The following is a 15,754-nucleotide window of genomic DNA, read 5'->3' on the forward strand; positions in this document are numbered from 1 at the left end:
GCGACCCGAACAACCCGCCCTCACTAGCCGATCGTCTCCAGCCGCCTTGGCAAGCGGTTCATGGCAACAGGCCCGTCCGGCGTGATCAGGAACTGGTCCTCGAGATTGAAGCTGGCGAGGCCGTCGATGTAGAGCGGGACCTCGAAGGCCAGCACCATGCCGGCTTCGATCGCGACATCGCTGTCGGCCGCAACGAACGGCCATTGCTCGGAAAACACCGACTGGCCGACGCCATGGCCGAAATGGCCGCGACGATAGGAGTGCAGGCCTTGCCGGGCCAGGCTCTCGGTGGCGACGCGATGCACGTGGGCGAGCTTATTCCCAGGCACGAGGGATGCCAGCCCATCCTCGAAGGCCTGCTCGGCGATGGCGTGAAGCTCGGCCTGTTGGGCGGATGGCGGCCCGAAAATGAAGTTGCGCGACATGTCGGAGGCGTAGCCGCCCACCGTGCAGACCATGTCGCACTTCAGCGGATCGCCAGGCATGGCCTTCGCATCGGCGCCTTTGGCCCGGGCGCCCAGGGTCACATATTCGGCCGTCGTCACTGGATGCGACAGGCCCGCCGCAGCCGTGGCGATGCCCTCACGGTAGAGGGAAATGAGATCGGCCTGGCGCATGCCGGCCATTGCATCCACCTGCAGCCGGTCGAGCCCGGCTTCCGACAGGATGATGCCTTGCTGGAGCAGGTCGACCTCGCGTTGCGACTTGACCGCTCGCAACCGATCGAGCACCGCCGAACCGTCGACCATCGAACAGCCCGGCAGCATCGCCTGCATGGCTGAGAAATCGGCGACGGCAATGAAGTCGAGATCGAGGCCGATCGTCACGCGGTCGAGCCCGAACCCGGTCAAGATCTGCTTCAGCTCGCGGACGGAATTGGCCAGCTCGAACGTCGCCGGCCGGGAAAAGTCGGGCGAACGGCCAGAGGATGCGAGACCGGCCTCGATGCGTTGCGCCAGCGCTTGACCGGAGGTCGAGGCGTCGAGCGTCGCGGCTTCGATCCATATCGGGTGGCTGTGGATTACAGTGCCGGGGAGTGCCGCTTGCAGCTGTGCCGCGTTGAAGTCCGCCACCACGACGCCGATCGGCAGCTCTTGCCGGGCCGGGATGACGACGAAGCCGGCGCCCGCCCGCCGGAACAGTCCCGCCGGGCCGATCCAGGCACCGGTCGCATAATGGAATGCCTCGGGCGCGCAAAGCACCAGAGCCTCGATGCCGGCGCGCTCCATCAGTTCAGCCGCGCGCTCGCGGTCGACAAAGCCTGTCATGAATCTTCTCCGTCCGAAGCGGTAACGGAGCACTCCGGGTGTCGACAATCAAGCGGCAAGATGCCGGGCAAGCGGCTGCTGCGGACGCGCATCCGGCGGACTGACAGGCGGCTGGTCGGCGGGTTGTGTGACGACCGCCAGGACAATCGCTTCAGGTTATGCACCCACCCTTCTCCAGACGTGCCCGGCAGGTTAATGAGGGGCGGCGCCAACTTTCGACAATTGGTGGTCTCCACCACAAGTTGGAAACCGTCGGCTGCCGGGCGACGCCCAAGTCAATTCGCTGGCGCAAACCCCCAAATACAGCACTGCCTGTCCTTTTCTGCGCGCAAGAGACGCTGTAGTACTTTGTTCCTGCGCGGAATTGTTTCCAGAACAAGATCAGCGCAGCAAAACGGATTCCGGCCTTCGGGGTCCGGCAGTGGCGGCCTGAGCGGCTTGCGGGAGAAGGACGGACGGATGGCAGAGACTGGCGCAAAGACGGACGTGGCAAGCGAAACGATGCCGTTGTTCTATTCCTGGCCGGAGGCACTCAACCCCGTGCGGCACGGCTCGCTCGGCCTGACCGCGCGCAGCAACTTCGGCTTTGCCCGTGCCGCGCACGCCATCCCGGTGGTGGCGTCGGAAATGCCGGCGGCGATGCGCTCCTACCCGATCGTCTTCATCGGCCCGGCCAAGGCACCAGTGATCATCACCGGCGTGCGCCAGGACGAGAACCTGTTCGTCGGCGCCGACGGCAAATGGACCGGACCGCACTACATCCCTGCCTATGTCCGCCGCTATCCCTTCATCCTGGCCGAAGACCCGAAGGCCCCCGGCCGGCTGACGCTGTGCGTCGACCGGGCAAGCGACCGCATCGTCGACCAGTTGCTGGCGCCGTTCCGTGACGAGAAGATGCTGCCGTTCTTCGCCGGCACCGAGGCGACCGAAGCGACGAAACAGGCGCTCGCCTTCTGCAACCAGTTCCAGATCGATTTCAACGCCACCCGCGTGATGGTCGCAAGGATCGATGCGCACGGCCTGTTCGCGCCGCGCCAGAGCAAGGTGACACTCGAAGGCGGCGAGGTGCTCAACCTCACCGACTTCCAGGTGATCGACGAGCCGGCCTTCAACAAACTTAGCGACGAGGCATTCCTCGATCTGCGCAAATCAGGCGCGCTCGGCCTGCTCTACTGCCACCTCGCCTCGACCAACAGCTGGACGTCGCTGGTCCACCAGGCGTCGCTGCGCAAGGCGGGCTGATTTCTCGCTGGCCCTCAAGTTTGCCGGTAACAAGGAGGCGAGATGAAAGACTTGAGGAAGCAACTGCCGAAGCCGCATGATCGCAGACATCATGAAACCCGGCAAGATCTTGCCGGCATGAGAGCAGAGCCGCTGATGCCGATGTGACTTTGCGGGTCATCACAGCGTTTTTTTGGAGGCGTTTAGTTTTGTGATACCGTAATAGTTCCAACCTTAGGGTCACTTATAACAATTTCATTTAGGTTTGTATTCTTGATTATAACACAGTACTCTCCGAGTGACGCATCAGCTTTTGCGCTAACCTTAAAGGTGATAGTTATATTATCTATAATGGATATACTTCCGTATACTTTCAGATGCGGCGTGATGGCTAAGTTGTAAGCATAAACAAAGCCAATTGCCAAGTCTTTTTTGTCGTCGAACCAACCAGTATCTGAGGGGTCTATCGTCACATTGACCGTAACCGGATCTCCGCCTCTTACAGCATTCCCTTCAGGTGTCTCAACACGCACTATAACTACACTTGCCATGGTCCATCTCCCTTCGGCATTCTCAATTATCGATCGGAAACGCTAGAGCCGGATGACTTCAGGTCCGAATCTACCTGAAATCTGAATCCGCCTCTAAATCAAAGAGATAGAGCATGATGTCGTCCGAAAACCGCTTCACACTTTTCGGCATCATGCTCTAGTCCAAATCGCCGCGCCCGCTGCGGTTCATGGCGCCACCGGACCGTCCCATCGCACCGCCGGACCTGCCCATGGCGCCGCCAGATCGTCCCATCGCACCGCCGGATCTGCCCATTGCTCCACCCGATCGACCAAACGAACGCGGGTCCAGCTCTGCACTCAAAAGGACATCCTCGAGCGTTCCGGTGTCGAGTTCCAGCCGCATTGTCAGGTCACTCTTGTCGTAGATCCAGACCTGCATTCCGCGCGCAAACGAGCCTATCTGCGATGACAGTCCGGTATAGGCAGGGTCGCTTGGACCGCGGCTCATGACCTTGAGATCGGTTTCGGTCGGGGCTGGATAATCAACGACAGTTCCAGGCCCATGGACAAGAAGTATGGTCGGTCGGGCCAGCTCGTAGAACTGAGCTTCAAAGGTGAACGCATAAATCCTTGCCAGCAGGCTACCGGAGGCGTCGATCTGGCTCTGCAGGAATCTATTGTTGCCAAGCCTTGGAGGCCGCCCCCCATCGATCCTCTTCGTAAGCTTCAAGTCTTCAAGAACTCGACCGAACAAATGTATGGCTGAGCTACTTAGGATGGTTTCAGTTACCATAGATCACCCCATCTTCTGCATGCCGATCAAAGATCGGCGCCACTTCTGGACATCCAGTATTTCTCGAGATAACTCATATCCGGCAGACGCGCCTGGTCCCGTGGACGAACGATTCGGCCCTCATGGACATGGCTCTTTCGGCCTGACTTCGTCAGGCGAGGCCCGGCACGGTAGCGAAAAATCCCTCTCCGGTCGAAATCCCGGAAGATGATGCTTGATAGTTCTCCTCCGGTCATATTGTCGTCGACCGCGAGCATCGTTCTCGCCACGTCACCGTAGTCCAGGAAATCCGGGGCGAGAGCCCACAGCGTCTCGGCAAGATAGGTACCCACGATATCCCGCGCGTCGAGCAGCGCTTCGACGAAACCTTCTGGATTGCGGGCGAAATCGCGGTCGAAGACTTCCTGGACCGGCAGCTCCGCGGCTGGGTCGATCTCGGCGAGGTCGGCAAGATCTTCGGCCTCCGGCGAGATCAGGCCTCGAGCCACCAAGCTCTCGTGAAAGACATCCACCAGAATGTCGAAGACGGCGCCCGTGAGAGGTTGCGACAGTGCATGCTCGTCGGTCCAGCCGTCCGCAAAATCGGCCATCGTCAGTTTGTTGTTGGCTTCGCGTATCTGGCGGTGCGGCGAGAATTCCGAGAAGCGGGAGAGTTGGTTGGCGATGTAGAGATTGCCACGCGTCTCCATCAGAACATTTTCGATCACGGAGGGAAAATGCATGGCCGCGATCAACGAAACGCAGTCGGAAAAGGCCTCCTGAAAGCCAAGATATTCTGGGAACTCAGCTCCCGGGTTCGGGATGCCGAGGACGCTGTAGACGAACGCATGGCCAACCTCGTGCGCGATAATATCGAAGTCGAGGCTGAAGGGGAGCGCGCGTCCGTCTTTCAGGAATTGGCTGCCGAGCTCGAGGAAGCCATAGCCGTATTGGGCGTTATCCCAACCCGGCAGGATCGAGATTTCCAGACGGTCGTAGTGATCGCCGAAATGCCAGGTGAGCGGCTGGCCGATGTAACGCTCCCAAACGTCGAGCGTGAAGCGCACGCAACCGAACGCGTGCGCCGCTTCGAAGCCGGGCGTCGAGGGCTGATAGTGATCGAAATTGCCGTCCTCGTCGGGAACGGCCTGATCGAGGATCGCTCGCGTCCAGGGCGGCAGGTTGATCAAGGGCGTGCCCAGCGGGCCGTGGTTGACGCCATAGGGCCGCGTCTTGTCGACCGGCTCGACGACATACATACGATCGTCGGACGGGCCAGGTCCGACGCTGCCTGGCGGGGACGAAACCGTAATGATCTCAGGGCTTGACGTCGGGTCTTCGAACGGAGGCTGAACGAACAACCTGAACCGGGTACCCATTCCCCACCTCTCGGTTATATTAGTAACATAACATAATATCCGTGGAATGGCGAGGCCGTTGGTTTGTCGGGTAAATCATCCTGAAGGCCGTTCTTGATTATCGGCAATTGCCTCAAGAACAATGCGTATCGCTACTGCAGGAGCTGGAGCAACTTTTGGTAGCGAGGATGACTGCGAACAGAGGCGAAATCGGAATCGTTCTGGAACCAGAGTCTCATCTCGGCGCCAGCCTGCGGCAGCCACGCTTCCAAAAGGTCGATCGAGCGTTCGAACTCCCCCAGCAACGCATAGGTACAAGCGGCGTTGTATTGGACGTTGATATCGCTGGGGTCTATCGCCAGAGCCCGGTCAAGCCATTTCGCAGCCTTATCGCGTTCTCCAAGGAAGGCCAGCACGATCGCCCCCAGGCAGGCACAATTGGCGTTCTCCGGATGCAGACGGAGTTCCTCCTCAGCTCTCTCCAATGCGATCCGCGCATAAAGCTCGGCGTCGTTCTGTCGGCCGAGAGTGCTGAAGACGTTCACCAGCATGACCGGTCCGCCGTAGTCGGTCGGTTTGATCTCCATCGCGCGTATGAAGTACGTCGCTGCGAGCTCGAACTGGCCGCCGGTTACGCAGAACTCGGCATAGTAGCGGTTGGCCTCGTGGCAATTGGGGTCGAGCGCGAGGGCCCGTTCGAACGCCGCCTCGGCCTCGGAACGGCGGTCGGCGAGGGACAGGGCAAAGCCCCTGGCTGAATGCGCCTCGGCCAAATTCGCGTCCAGAGCCAGGGCCTTATCGGCGGTCGCGAGAATGTTGTCCACCTGGATCGGTGAGCCGTACATCGACTGAAGGCGTATGTCGCTGACCGCCAAGCCTGCATAGGCGCGGGCATATCCCGGATCAAGCTCGATGGCCCTGATATAACTTTGTCTGGCCATCAGGTGGTTCGCCCTGGTCGCGATGTGGCTGTAATCGCGGCCTCGAAGATAATGCGTATAGGCTTCCACGTTGTCCGTCGGCGCCTTCTCAATAGCCTTCTTCTCCGCGGGCAGGAGGCTGACCTTGAGCTGCGCCACGACCGCCTTGGCGATTTCGTCCTGCACGGCGAAGATGTCGGTGAGGTCGCGGTCGTAGCGGGCAGCCCAGACGTGTCCGTCTGTGGCGCCCTCGATCAGCTCGGCATTGATCCTGACCCGGTTTCCCGCCTTGCGGACGCTGCCCTCGACAATGTAGCCGACGCCAAGCTCCCTGGCGATGCGTTCCATCTTGTCGGTCCTGCCCTTGAAGGCGAAGACTGTGTTGCGGCTAAGCACGAACAGGCCGGAGACGTTCGAGAGATCGGTTATGATATCTTCAGTGATGCCGTCGCTGAAATACTGCTGGTCGGGATCATTGCTCAGATTGGCGAAGGGTAGGATCGCCACCGATGGCTTGTCGGACCGCACCAGCGTCTGGGCGCTCCTGGCCGCAATATGCGTCTCGACATGCGGGACGCCCTGGTCCCAGTTGGCGAAATAGACGTGCACCGGCTGAGCAATGTTCTTGACGGTCCTGGCGCCCTGATCGGCGAAGTCGACGCCCAGCTTGTTGCCGACCGCTTGGCGAACCGCTTCCGAGCAGGCGATGCCGCCGGGTATCGCGAGGCCCTGCAGCCGCACTGCAAGGTTGACGCCGTCGCCATGGAAATCATCTCCGTCGACGATGATGTCGCCAAGGTTGATGCCCATGCGAAACTTGAAATGCCGGTCCTCGGGGATGCCGGCATTCCGCTCGGACATGCCGCGTTGGATCTCGACCGCGCAGCGCGCCGCATTGATTACGCTGCCGAACTCCACCAGGAAGCCGTCACCCATCACCTTGAAGATGCGACCACCGTGCTTGGTGACGGTCGGATCGAAGAACTCCCGCCGATGCTGCCGAAGGAGATTGAGCGTGTGCTCTTCGTCGACCTCCATGAGACGGCTATAGCCGACCACATCCGCGGCCAGGATCGCCGCCAGCCGACGCTCAACATGCTCCTCAGACATGTCGTCTCCTGAAATCGCAGGACAATGGTTCTGCCTGATTTAGTTCTATCTGATTTACCTGCCCAGCGCCAACGCCACCCGCGCGAGGGACGAAAGGATCGACGCGCACGGGCCTGTTCCGGCCGCGCCAGAGCAAGGTAACACTCGAAGGCGGCGAGGTGCCCACGCGCGCGTTAATGTCAGATCTTGTGGGAATGGAGCGATCGTCTACGAGCCCGTTCTTCTCCGAGGGAAGGCTCGCAACATGCTGTGGAAGCGGCTCAGGTGAGCACGTCAGTCCGAAATGCCTGCTTTCCGCAGCCCGTCGAGCCAGTGCTCTACGTCCCCTTGCCGACGATATGGAGAGTCGCGCCTGTAATCAGACAGAGTGAAACCTGGCGTCCGTTCAAGGCATCTGCCCCAGGCCAATCGTGCCTCTTCGGCGCGTCCCAGCTGGCCCAAACACGCAGCCAGATTGGCGAATCCCCGATCATAGTTGTTGTTATCCCAGCGGCGGAACGACTGCAGTGACGCCTCATAGTCGCCGAGCAGATAATGCGTAAATGCGAGCAGCTCGTGGATATCGCGGTCTTCCAGTGGATTGAGCCGTCGCAGCCGCTCGCCTATCTCGCTGGCCTTGACGAGTTGACCGTCTCAAAGGGAGATGTAGCCAACCCAGTTGAGTGCCATCGCATTTGTGGGTCCGAGCACGAGCGCGCGTTGCCAATGGGTCTCAGCAGTCTCGAAGTCGCCTTTCCATGCATGGAGAGCGGCAACTACTGCCTCTGCGAGTCCGCTGGCATCGCCGAGCTCAATCGCCCGCAAGGCCGACTGCATCGCCAGCGCTTTCAGACCTCCGTCAGCCCTGAAGGCAGAGAGCGTCGCGTAGGCGTCCGCGAGGCATGCATGCACCCGCGCCGAATCAGGCTCCCAGCCAAGAGCTCGCTTGAAGAACTCGACAGCAGCGACGGTGTCGTCTTCCGTAAAACGGTGCGTAGCCTCGAGTCCGCGCAAGAATGCGTCATAGGCACCAAGGCTCGTTTTCGCCTGTCGGGTCCGGCCGATCTCGGCAGCTCCAACCTTGCCGACCAACGCCCAAGCGATCCGTTCTGTCACCTCGTCTTGCACGGCAAAGAGGTCATCGATGCTTCGATCATATCGCTCAGCCCAGACGTGATTGCCGGATGATGCTTCTATCAGCTGCGCCGTGATCCTCACCCGTGCTCCGGCCTTCCGAACGCTTCCTTCGACGACGTAGCGTACGCCGAGCTTCCTCCCGACCTCGGTAATGCTTACGGACTGCCCCTTGAAAACGAACGAGGAATTGCGAGCGATTACGAACAGGGTCTGGCTACGGCTAAGTTCCGTGATGAGGTCCTCGGTTATTCCATCCGAGAAGTATTCCTGCTCAGGGTCCGCCGACATATTGGTGAAGGGAAGCACGGCCACCGACGGTTTGAACGGGAGCGGCAAATCCTCCGCCGAATCGATAGAGCGAGGAGCTTCCGGTCCCCGTTGTCCCATTTGGACCTGGTAAGCACGAACAGCCCCAGCGATGTTCTTCATCGCCTGCTCACCGAGATCGACGAGCTCGTAGGCAAGCTTTCCTTTCACGTGCTCGTAGACACTGCGGCCAATGACAACGCCTCCGGCCTCGCTGACTTTTTCCAGCCTGGCAGCGACGTTTACGCAGTCACCGTGGATGGTCGTATCATCCAGGATAACCTCGCCGGCGTTGACGCCCATTCTGAAGGCCATGCGCTTTTCTTCGGGAAGGTCATCATTGCGTGCCGCTATCCGCACTTGAGTCTCGACTGCACACTGCAATGCATCGACGGCGCTGCGAAACTCGATCAGCAAGCTGTCACCCGCCGTGCCGACCAGCCGACCATTGAATTGCGCGATCTTCGGATCGATCACCTCGGCGCGCAGTGTCTTTAGGTGCAAAAGGGTTCCGGCCTCGTCGGCCCCCATCAGACGCGAGTACCCGACAACGTCCGCAGCCAGGACCGCCACGAGCTTCCGTTCCGGCCGCGCCACTCTGCCTCCCTACCCAAAGACGTCGGGTTTCCCTGGAGGGTACCACCGGAAGCCCCGCTTCTCTAGCGAAACCCCACTCCCGGCGGCAGTCGCGCGCTGGCGGATCAATCGCGCGGCGAGGGCCTTGCGGCAAACCAACCGGACCATCGACGAGATCGGCCGCGCCTTCGGCTGTGAGTCGGCGCGTTCGTTCTCGCAGGCTTTCAGCCGCCTCACCGGCCGGGCGCCTGGCCGCTATCGCAGGAGCCTGCAGTCGTCCGATGTCAAAACCAATGATCAGCGTGCCTGACCGGCAGTCTCAAAAACGAAAAAGCCGCGGCGGACCGCGGCTTTTCGATGCTTGATTCCCTAGGAGGAAACTGGAGCGGGTCAAGCGATTCGAACGCTCGACCCCAACCTTGGCAAGGTTAGAGATGGGGTACTCCACGCTATCCGCTAATATCCAGAAGCACTATAAGGTGTTGATAACACTTGACAATATTTTCGACAGTTCGCTAGGCTAACCTGAGCTTTTCCTTCACGGTGTTGACCATGTGTTGACCAAAGGGAAGTTTTGAGGAGATGGTTCTGTGGCAAAGCGCGTTGGCGTAGCTCTTACAAAACGGGTGGTCGATGCCGCCGATAAGAGGGACCAGCGGTACTTCATTTGGGACAGCGAACTGGCCGGCTTCGGCCTGCGGGTCGAAACGAGTGGCGCCAAGACCTTCGTCGTCCGGTACCGTGCCGAAGGCGGTGGTCGATCGGCGGCCCAGCGTTTCGTCACGATAGGTCGGTTTGGCCCTCTCACTCCCGAACAGGCACGCAAGCAGGCGAAGATTGTTCTCGGCGGTGTCGCCAAGGGCGAGGATCCAGCGGATGAGCGCCGCTTGAAGCGGCGTGAGATGAGGATCGGCGGCCTGATCGACCTGTATGAAGAAGAAGGCTGCGTTATCCAGCGCGGACAGCGGCAAGGTCAGCCGATGAAACCGTTGACCAAGCAACTCACACTGGCACGCCTGCGCAACCATGTTGTGCCGTTGCTCGGACATAAGCGCGTCAGCGAATTGAATGCCGGTGACATCGAACGCTTCGTCCGTGACGTCACCGCTGGCAAGACGAACAGAGATGAGAAAATCGGTCCGCGCAAACGCATCATTGTACGCGGCGGTGAGGGCGCGGCTCGTAAGGTCGTTCGAGACTTGTCTGCCGTTTTCAGCTTCGCGATCCGCAGCGAGATCGTCCAGAGGAATCCTTGCGAGACGGCGGCTGTCCGCAAGACCGACAATCAGCGAAAGCGCTTCCTCGCCCTCGACGAAGTGACGCGCCTTGGGTCGGCGCTGGATGAACTGGAGGCCGAAGGGGTCAACTCAAAGGCGGTCAATATTGCACGGCTCTGGGCGCTGACTGGCTGCCGCCGAGAGGAAATTGCATCGCTCAAATGGACCGAGGTAAATCTTGGCGATGGACTATTGCAACTCGACGATAGCAAGACGGGTAAGTCAATCCGACCCTTAGGAACTGCTGCGGTTGCGCTGCTCGAAAGCCTGCCGCGTGAGGCAGGCAGCAATTTCGTATTCCCGGCTGAACGCGGCGACAGCTATTTCCAGGGTACCAAGCGCATCTGGGCGAAGGCAATCAAGAAGGCTAAGCTCCCCGGCGTTACGCCCCACACCCTTCGGCATACAATCGGTTCTACCGCGATCTCAACGGGCGAAGCGCTGGCATTGACCGGCGCGATCCTGGGGCATTCAAATCCGCGTTCGACCGCGATTTATGCTCACGTGCAAACCGACCCGTCTCGGCGTGCCGCCAATCGAGTGACGAAGAAAATCGCAGCGGCGCTCGCCGGAAACAACCTGACGTCGCGCAAGCTTTCGAGGAAATCTGCGGGACTGGAGGGTTTGGTTGATAAGGAAACTTGGGTCCAGCTATTGTCCGCTCGTTTATTGGCCGAGGGGATTGACGCTGCGCAAGTCGAACGCATCGTCACGGACATGATTGACGCGCGTGAGGCCGGTGCCAAATCGGCCTAACCTCAAGTTTGCGCCCGCGCTCGATGGCGGGCAAGTGCCGACGGTATACTCCGGTATGGCGACGGTGCGATCGAGGCTAGCAGTTACGAGCAGGGCATTTAGCTCTGGCTACGTGCGAGCTTGGCTTTCGAAACGATAGCGGGCACTTCATCTAGGCTAGAGATGATGTAGTCTGGTTGTATCGAATCCTCGTCCGGCGCCCAGCGTGGCCGAAATCCTCCTGGGAAGTAAATCGTCGCTAGCCCCGCATCTTTCGCTGGCTTGATGTCCCGATCGAGTTGGTCACCAATCATATAAGCCGGCGCGGAAGCGCGAGTAAGAGAAAGCACCCGCCGATAAAGTTCGGGGCCCTTGTGGCCTTCGATAATCCGATCGAAGAACTTAGCGAGTTCCAGGCGATCGGCGATTCGCTCAAATTTGGCCTTAGGACCTTCAGTTACTATCAAGAGCAGGCAGCCCATCTGCTCAAGTTTGTTAAGCCCCTCGGTGGCACCAGGTCTAGGCTGCGGTGTCGCTGCCAAATCACTCAAGAAGTGCTGCTCAATCGTAACAACATCGCTATCGGAGAGGGAATAACTCGCTCCGCCCCGCCATGCTGTCCGAGCAGCTTCATCGGCCTTCATGCCCCCGAGAGCTAATTCAGTCGCGCGGACCAACAACTGCGGCGGGTAGCGCAATCCCGCATGATGGCGGACAGCGATGGCCTGATCGATCGCTCGGAGAAATGCAAGGCGGTCGAGGTCTGAAAGTGCGACGCCCATCGCGGTTTCAACGGCCCCGAGCAGGCCGAGTTGGGCCCGTGCGAATACCGTGTCGGTATCCCACAACGTATTGTCAGCATCCATGAAAATCGCGGTGCGACCAGGATCATTGTTCATGGCGACTTCTCCCGGCTGTGGTTGAAACATCACGATTAGCCCCCAAGCCGGCTTCGAATGGAGGTGGGGTCAACGGGGCAAATCTTATAAGGTAAGGCTCAATGGGTGGCTTGGTAGGCTTTATATTCGCGGTCACTCCAACTAAGAGGATAATGTACAAGAGAAGTAATCGAAGCGCCCAAGCGAGAAGATTTTGTGCGGGCTCCAGGTAGCGCAACTTATCGGCGGTCTTCGCGGAAACTAAATAAGCCTCGCCAACGTAATTTTTCAGATATTGCACTTTAAGGTCCGGCCTAAGCGTACATTCAATTCTGCCTCGCTCCTCAGTGACGTCGACAAAGGAATTAGCCCAACCTGTTGGGGAAACGCCAATGATTTCACGAAAAAAGAGAAAAGATCGAGTCGGCCCGACTTGCCTGGAAACCGTCGCCTCCGCTGGGTATTTGAATCTCGTTCGCGTTCCGTGAAAGGTCACGAGTGCCCCAGTCAGTGCGCATAAAACGAACATCACGAAAGCCAAGTACGTGGCGACCAAAAAAAAGAATGACGGACCGGAAGCCGAACCAATCGTCCGCAACGGATAGTCGCTGCCGAACGCCGTGAAAAAAGCGCCTGCCAATGCCGTCAAAAACGTGGTCACTGTTAGGAGTCTGGTGGCTTTCTGATCCTGATATTCTGTCTGTTGCTTTGCCTCGTTGAGTGAGGCCTTCGCGAGTTCGATCGCTTTGTCCAAGTCTTTATGAGACGGGGGTATGGTCTCCCAAGCCTTCATCGCCTTAGCCATCTCAAGGATGATTTCATCTGATGAGACGCTCTTGATCTTGTCCGTTCCGAGCCGCGGATAAAAATCGATTTCGACGTTCCAGAGGGCACGACCGACCGCACCAAGCGATGAAAGGCTTGCTCCGGTTCTCATTTTTGCAGGCTGAGCACCCGAATGGCTGCTTTGATTGCGATCCGTTGCGCCCTCGATTTGTGATTCTATTTCTCGATTGGTCATTGCGTCCCTCCCGCTTCGCTACCTTAGCATCCAAATCTATGATTCGATGTCGGCCTTGCAATTGCAGCAGGCAGTGCGACTTCGCTAGTAGCCAGGCTACGGCGCCTGCCCATCTATTAGCCTAAACTGATGAAACTGCTTGGCTCACCGCAGGAAGATGTTGCGCAACTCGCTCCTTCGAGCAAGTATTAGTCGGGGGCTAAAGTGGGCGAATCAGAAGATTGGCGCATAGCGCACATTTCGGATATTCGGGCTGCATATCGGGCTGCGAGTGCGGTAGCTGACCGTCTGGCCCTGCTGCGCAGTTGGGTTCGTGCTGCCGGCGGATGGCTCGCAACAGACGATTTTGATCACCTTGAACCAGCCGAATTAGCTGGCGCGGACCAATATGGTCTGGCGGTCGACAGGTTCGGCGTTCGGCTTCGCGTGGAAGAACTCGATGAGATCGCCCCTGGACTCGAAGATGCTTTGCGCTTCGATTCGCAATTTCGCCGAGCTTTCCAGCCCGCCACGGCAGACGCGGTCCTACTTCAGTTCTCGGCGTATGACAGTTATCAAAGTGAGACTCAGAAAGCTGCTGTTAGAGCGCTGCTAACCGCGCCGCCAGGAGCCTCCCTTGCTGTCTCGATGCCCACCGGTTCGGGAAAGAGCCTTCTGTTCCAGATCGGCCCAAGGTCATGGCGATTCGCTCGGCCAGGCGCCTGCGCGCTTGTGATCACGCCACTGGTTGGGCTAGCTCAAGATCACGAGCGAACATTAAGTGGGCTGGAGGGGCTTGAGCGCAGCCGTGCGATCCATGGCGCTTTAACCGATTCGGATCGTGAGGAGATCCTGTTCGCCTTCCGGCGGGGCGAGATTCCGGTGCTATTCATGTCGCCGGAGGTGGCTTTCGGCCGAGCCCGTGAGGCGCTACTAGAAGTGGCGAAGCCACCCGAGGAGAAATTCGGTCTGGTGGCCCGGCTTGAGGCCATTTTCGTCGACGAAGCGCATATCATCGAAAGCTGGGGGCGCACCTTCCGGCCGGACTTCCAGCGTCTTCCAGGGCTCGTCGCTGCGCTGCGGCAAGCTAATCCGAAATTGCTCACCGTGCTGCTCTCGGCCACGCTTTCCCCTAGCGCTCGTGACGTCCTCAAGCGTAGTTATGGACAAGATCCCTGGCTTGAGATTCACGCCGGCGTCCCACGCTATGACTTTGACGTGGTCACCCGGCGCTTCCACGACTCAGCGGAGCGACATGAAGCGATTCTGCGCGCAGTGGACCTAAGCCCCCGACCTTCAATCGTATACACGACCCGCGTCCGCGCCGCACAAGATCTCCATGATGAACTTTACGCTCGTGGCTACAGACGCCTCGCGCTCTTCACGGGTGATACGCAGGCGGCAGAGCGGCAAGAGGTGATAGCTCGCTGGGCCAACGGCGACCTCGATCTCATTGTTGCAACCTCCGCTTTTGGACTCGGAATCGACAAGAAAAACGTTCGTTCCGTTATCCACGCATGTTTGCCGGAAAGTGCAGCCCGCTGGTACCAGGAGATCGGCCGCGGCGGTCGAGACGGCCATCAGGCGCTTGCGCTTGCGCTGTGGACTGAAGGTCCCGACAGAGACGATGCAAGCGACGCCATGCGAATGGCGGCGAGTGACTGGTTGACCCGACCGTTTGCCGAGGAACATTGGGAGGCCCTTCGCGACCAAGCGGAAACCCATTGGCTTCCTGGCACACAGCGACGTCTGACCTTGCCTCTAGATGCAGCACCTCCGCGACTCGGCCGCCACACTGGTAGCTACAACAGGCGCTGGAACCAAAGCCTCCTAAATCTGCTGCAGCGGGCCGCAATGCTTGAAGTCATTATGGTTGAGGAGCATCAAGACCACCCAACTTGGCACGTTGTGCTGCACCGAGACGAATTGCTTGGTGACGAACAAATCTCAGCACCCGTATGGGACGAAGTGTTTGCCTTACGGGAAGCCGAGCAGGCGACGGCTGTCTCCGAAGCTCGGCAGTTCCTTAGACTTATGCGATCTCGGGAGAAGGACTGCCTTTTGGTCTCCGCTTTCAGTCTGATCGAGCCGGAAGTCTGGGATGCCCCAGTGTGTGGACGTTGTGTAGCATGTCGCGAGCGAAATCGATCAGCACCCAAACACATTCCGTCCGGAGGATTGAAAGAGTTTTGGAGTGAGGGACCGCCAGTCCGGCGAGGTCCCTCAGGACGCCTGCTAGTCAGCCCTGAAGCATACCATTCGACCGTTGGTAAGACGCGGCTTCTCGAGCGTTTGGCCCGGGCAGGTATCCAACAGGTCGTTGTCCCAAATGGCTGGGAGAAGGACGCCGCGGAGACGTTCGCCCGCCACAACGCGAACCTCGGCTTCGTCCTTCCTCACTCCGAATGGTTGGAGGGCCGGTGGTCGCTCGCCGACCTGTCAACCGCCACGATCTTACCGGACCCGGCCTCCGAAATCGATGAATGGCTTCGGCAAACGGAGATATTCTCTGCGCACTTCCCAAAGCAACGACTTGTGCTGGTCGCGGACCCTGCCACACTTGTTGGCGGCCGCCGACTGGATCAAGTTGCCTCGCCTCTTGGCTGTTATCTTGAAACGTACCTCGAAACTTTGGCGACGGAAGAAGTGCCATGAGTCTACTATCATCCACTCAAGGCACCCCAGACCGGGTGTTGTCCCTCCTT

12 protein-coding genes and 1 tRNA gene are annotated in these 15,754 nt (G+C 59.2%); 4 read left to right on the forward strand and 9 right to left on the reverse strand.

From position 1 onward, the window contains the following. Window positions 1–23: 23 nt before the first annotated feature. Window positions 24–1,268: a M24 family metallopeptidase gene (locus AC1D10_RS02710; RefSeq protein WP_477268791.1), complete on the reverse strand. Its 1,245-nt coding sequence runs from the start codon at window positions 1,266–1,268 to the stop codon at window positions 24–26. 459 nt (window positions 1,269–1,727) lie between these two features. On the opposite strand from AC1D10_RS02710, the gene AC1D10_RS02715 reads away from it, so the two are divergent. Next, window positions 1,728–2,510: a SapC family protein gene (locus tag AC1D10_RS02715; protein ID WP_477268792.1), complete on the forward strand. Its 783-nt coding sequence runs from the start codon at window positions 1,728–1,730 to the stop codon at window positions 2,508–2,510. 182 nt (window positions 2,511–2,692) lie between these two features. Here AC1D10_RS02715 and AC1D10_RS02720 read toward each other — a convergent pair whose 3' ends face one another. The 5 genes from AC1D10_RS02720 to AC1D10_RS02740 form a co-directional block, all read right to left on the reverse strand. Next, window positions 2,693–3,040 carry a hypothetical protein gene (locus AC1D10_RS02720; protein ID WP_477268793.1) on the reverse strand — a complete coding sequence of 116 codons (348 nt, stop codon included), beginning with the start codon at window positions 3,038–3,040 and terminating at the stop codon, window positions 2,693–2,695. Between the two features lie 157 nt (window positions 3,041–3,197). Further along, a complete protein-coding gene (locus tag AC1D10_RS02725) occupies window positions 3,198–3,794 on the reverse strand; it encodes a hypothetical protein (protein ID WP_477268794.1) in 597 nt (198 codons plus the stop codon). Window positions 3,795–3,820: 26 nt separating this feature from the next. Beyond that, complete coding sequence (locus AC1D10_RS02730) at window positions 3,821–5,152, reverse strand: gluzincin family metallopeptidase (RefSeq protein ID WP_477268795.1); 1,332 nt, start codon at window positions 5,150–5,152, stop codon at window positions 3,821–3,823. 131 nt (window positions 5,153–5,283) lie between these two features. Beyond that, a complete protein-coding gene (locus AC1D10_RS02735) occupies window positions 5,284–7,161 on the reverse strand; it encodes an adenylate/guanylate cyclase domain-containing protein (protein WP_477268796.1) in 1,878 nt (625 codons plus the stop codon). 633 nt (window positions 7,162–7,794) lie between these two features. Continuing rightward, window positions 7,795–9,180 carry an adenylate/guanylate cyclase domain-containing protein gene (locus AC1D10_RS02740; RefSeq protein WP_477268797.1) on the reverse strand — a complete coding sequence of 462 codons (1,386 nt, stop codon included), beginning with the start codon at window positions 9,178–9,180 and terminating at the stop codon, window positions 7,795–7,797. A gap of 1 nt (window position 9,181) precedes the next feature. Here AC1D10_RS02740 and AC1D10_RS02745 point away from each other — a divergent pair, with 1 nt between their 5' ends. Beyond that, on the forward strand, window positions 9,182–9,469 hold the full coding sequence (locus AC1D10_RS02745) for a helix-turn-helix domain-containing protein (RefSeq protein WP_477269818.1): 288 nt from the start codon (window positions 9,182–9,184) through the stop codon (window positions 9,467–9,469). A 71-nt stretch (window positions 9,470–9,540) separates the two neighbouring features. Here the strand turns inward: AC1D10_RS02745 and AC1D10_RS02750 are convergent. Beyond that, window positions 9,541–9,616 (reverse strand) — tRNA-Gly (locus tag AC1D10_RS02750). 133 nt (window positions 9,617–9,749) lie between these two features. Here AC1D10_RS02750 and AC1D10_RS02755 point away from each other — a divergent pair. Then, complete coding sequence (locus AC1D10_RS02755) at window positions 9,750–11,192, forward strand: tyrosine-type recombinase/integrase (RefSeq protein WP_477268798.1); 1,443 nt, start codon at window positions 9,750–9,752, stop codon at window positions 11,190–11,192. 98 nt (window positions 11,193–11,290) lie between these two features. Here AC1D10_RS02755 and AC1D10_RS02760 read toward each other — a convergent pair whose 3' ends face one another. Next, on the reverse strand, window positions 11,291–12,070 hold the full coding sequence (locus tag AC1D10_RS02760) for an HAD family hydrolase (RefSeq protein ID WP_477268799.1): 780 nt from the start codon (window positions 12,068–12,070) through the stop codon (window positions 11,291–11,293). After that, window positions 12,060–13,070 carry a Pycsar system effector family protein gene (locus tag AC1D10_RS02765; RefSeq protein WP_477268800.1) on the reverse strand — a complete coding sequence of 337 codons (1,011 nt, stop codon included), beginning with the start codon at window positions 13,068–13,070 and terminating at the stop codon, window positions 12,060–12,062. Before AC1D10_RS02765 ends, AC1D10_RS02760 begins: the two co-directional genes overlap by 11 nt. A 426-nt stretch (window positions 13,071–13,496) precedes the next feature. Between AC1D10_RS02765 and AC1D10_RS02770 the strand changes: the two genes are divergently transcribed. Next, the gene (locus tag AC1D10_RS02770; protein WP_477268801.1) at window positions 13,497–15,704 is read left to right on the forward strand and encodes a helicase-related protein; all 2,208 of its coding nucleotides are present in this window, start codon (window positions 13,497–13,499) and stop codon (window positions 15,702–15,704) included. Window positions 15,705–15,754 lie beyond the last annotated feature (50 nt).

Source organism: Mesorhizobium sp. P2_A8 (assembly GCF_056404935.1).

What these genes read in the sequence shown, in the direction of transcription:
- AC1D10_RS02710 (WP_477268791.1), bottom strand. Translation starts at nt 1,268, where the DNA reads ATGACAGGCTTTGTCGACCGCGAGCGCGCGGCTGAACTGATGGAGCGC.
- AC1D10_RS02760 (WP_477268799.1), bottom strand. Translation starts at nt 12,070, where the DNA reads ATGAACAATGATCCTGGTCGCACCGCGATTTTCATGGATGCTGACAAT.
- AC1D10_RS02720 (WP_477268793.1), bottom strand. Translation starts at nt 3,040, where the DNA reads ATGGCAAGTGTAGTTATAGTGCGTGTTGAGACACCTGAAGGGAATGCT.
- AC1D10_RS02735 (WP_477268796.1), bottom strand. Translation starts at nt 7,161, where the DNA reads ATGTCTGAGGAGCATGTTGAGCGTCGGCTGGCGGCGATCCTGGCCGCG.
- AC1D10_RS02715 (WP_477268792.1), top strand. Translation starts at nt 1,728, where the DNA reads ATGGCAGAGACTGGCGCAAAGACGGACGTGGCAAGCGAAACGATGCCG.
- AC1D10_RS02730 (WP_477268795.1), bottom strand. Translation starts at nt 5,152, where the DNA reads ATGGGTACCCGGTTCAGGTTGTTCGTTCAGCCTCCGTTCGAAGACCCG.
- AC1D10_RS02725 (WP_477268794.1), bottom strand. Translation starts at nt 3,794, where the DNA reads ATGGTAACTGAAACCATCCTAAGTAGCTCAGCCATACATTTGTTCGGT.
- AC1D10_RS02765 (WP_477268800.1), bottom strand. Translation starts at nt 13,070, where the DNA reads ATGACCAATCGAGAAATAGAATCACAAATCGAGGGCGCAACGGATCGC.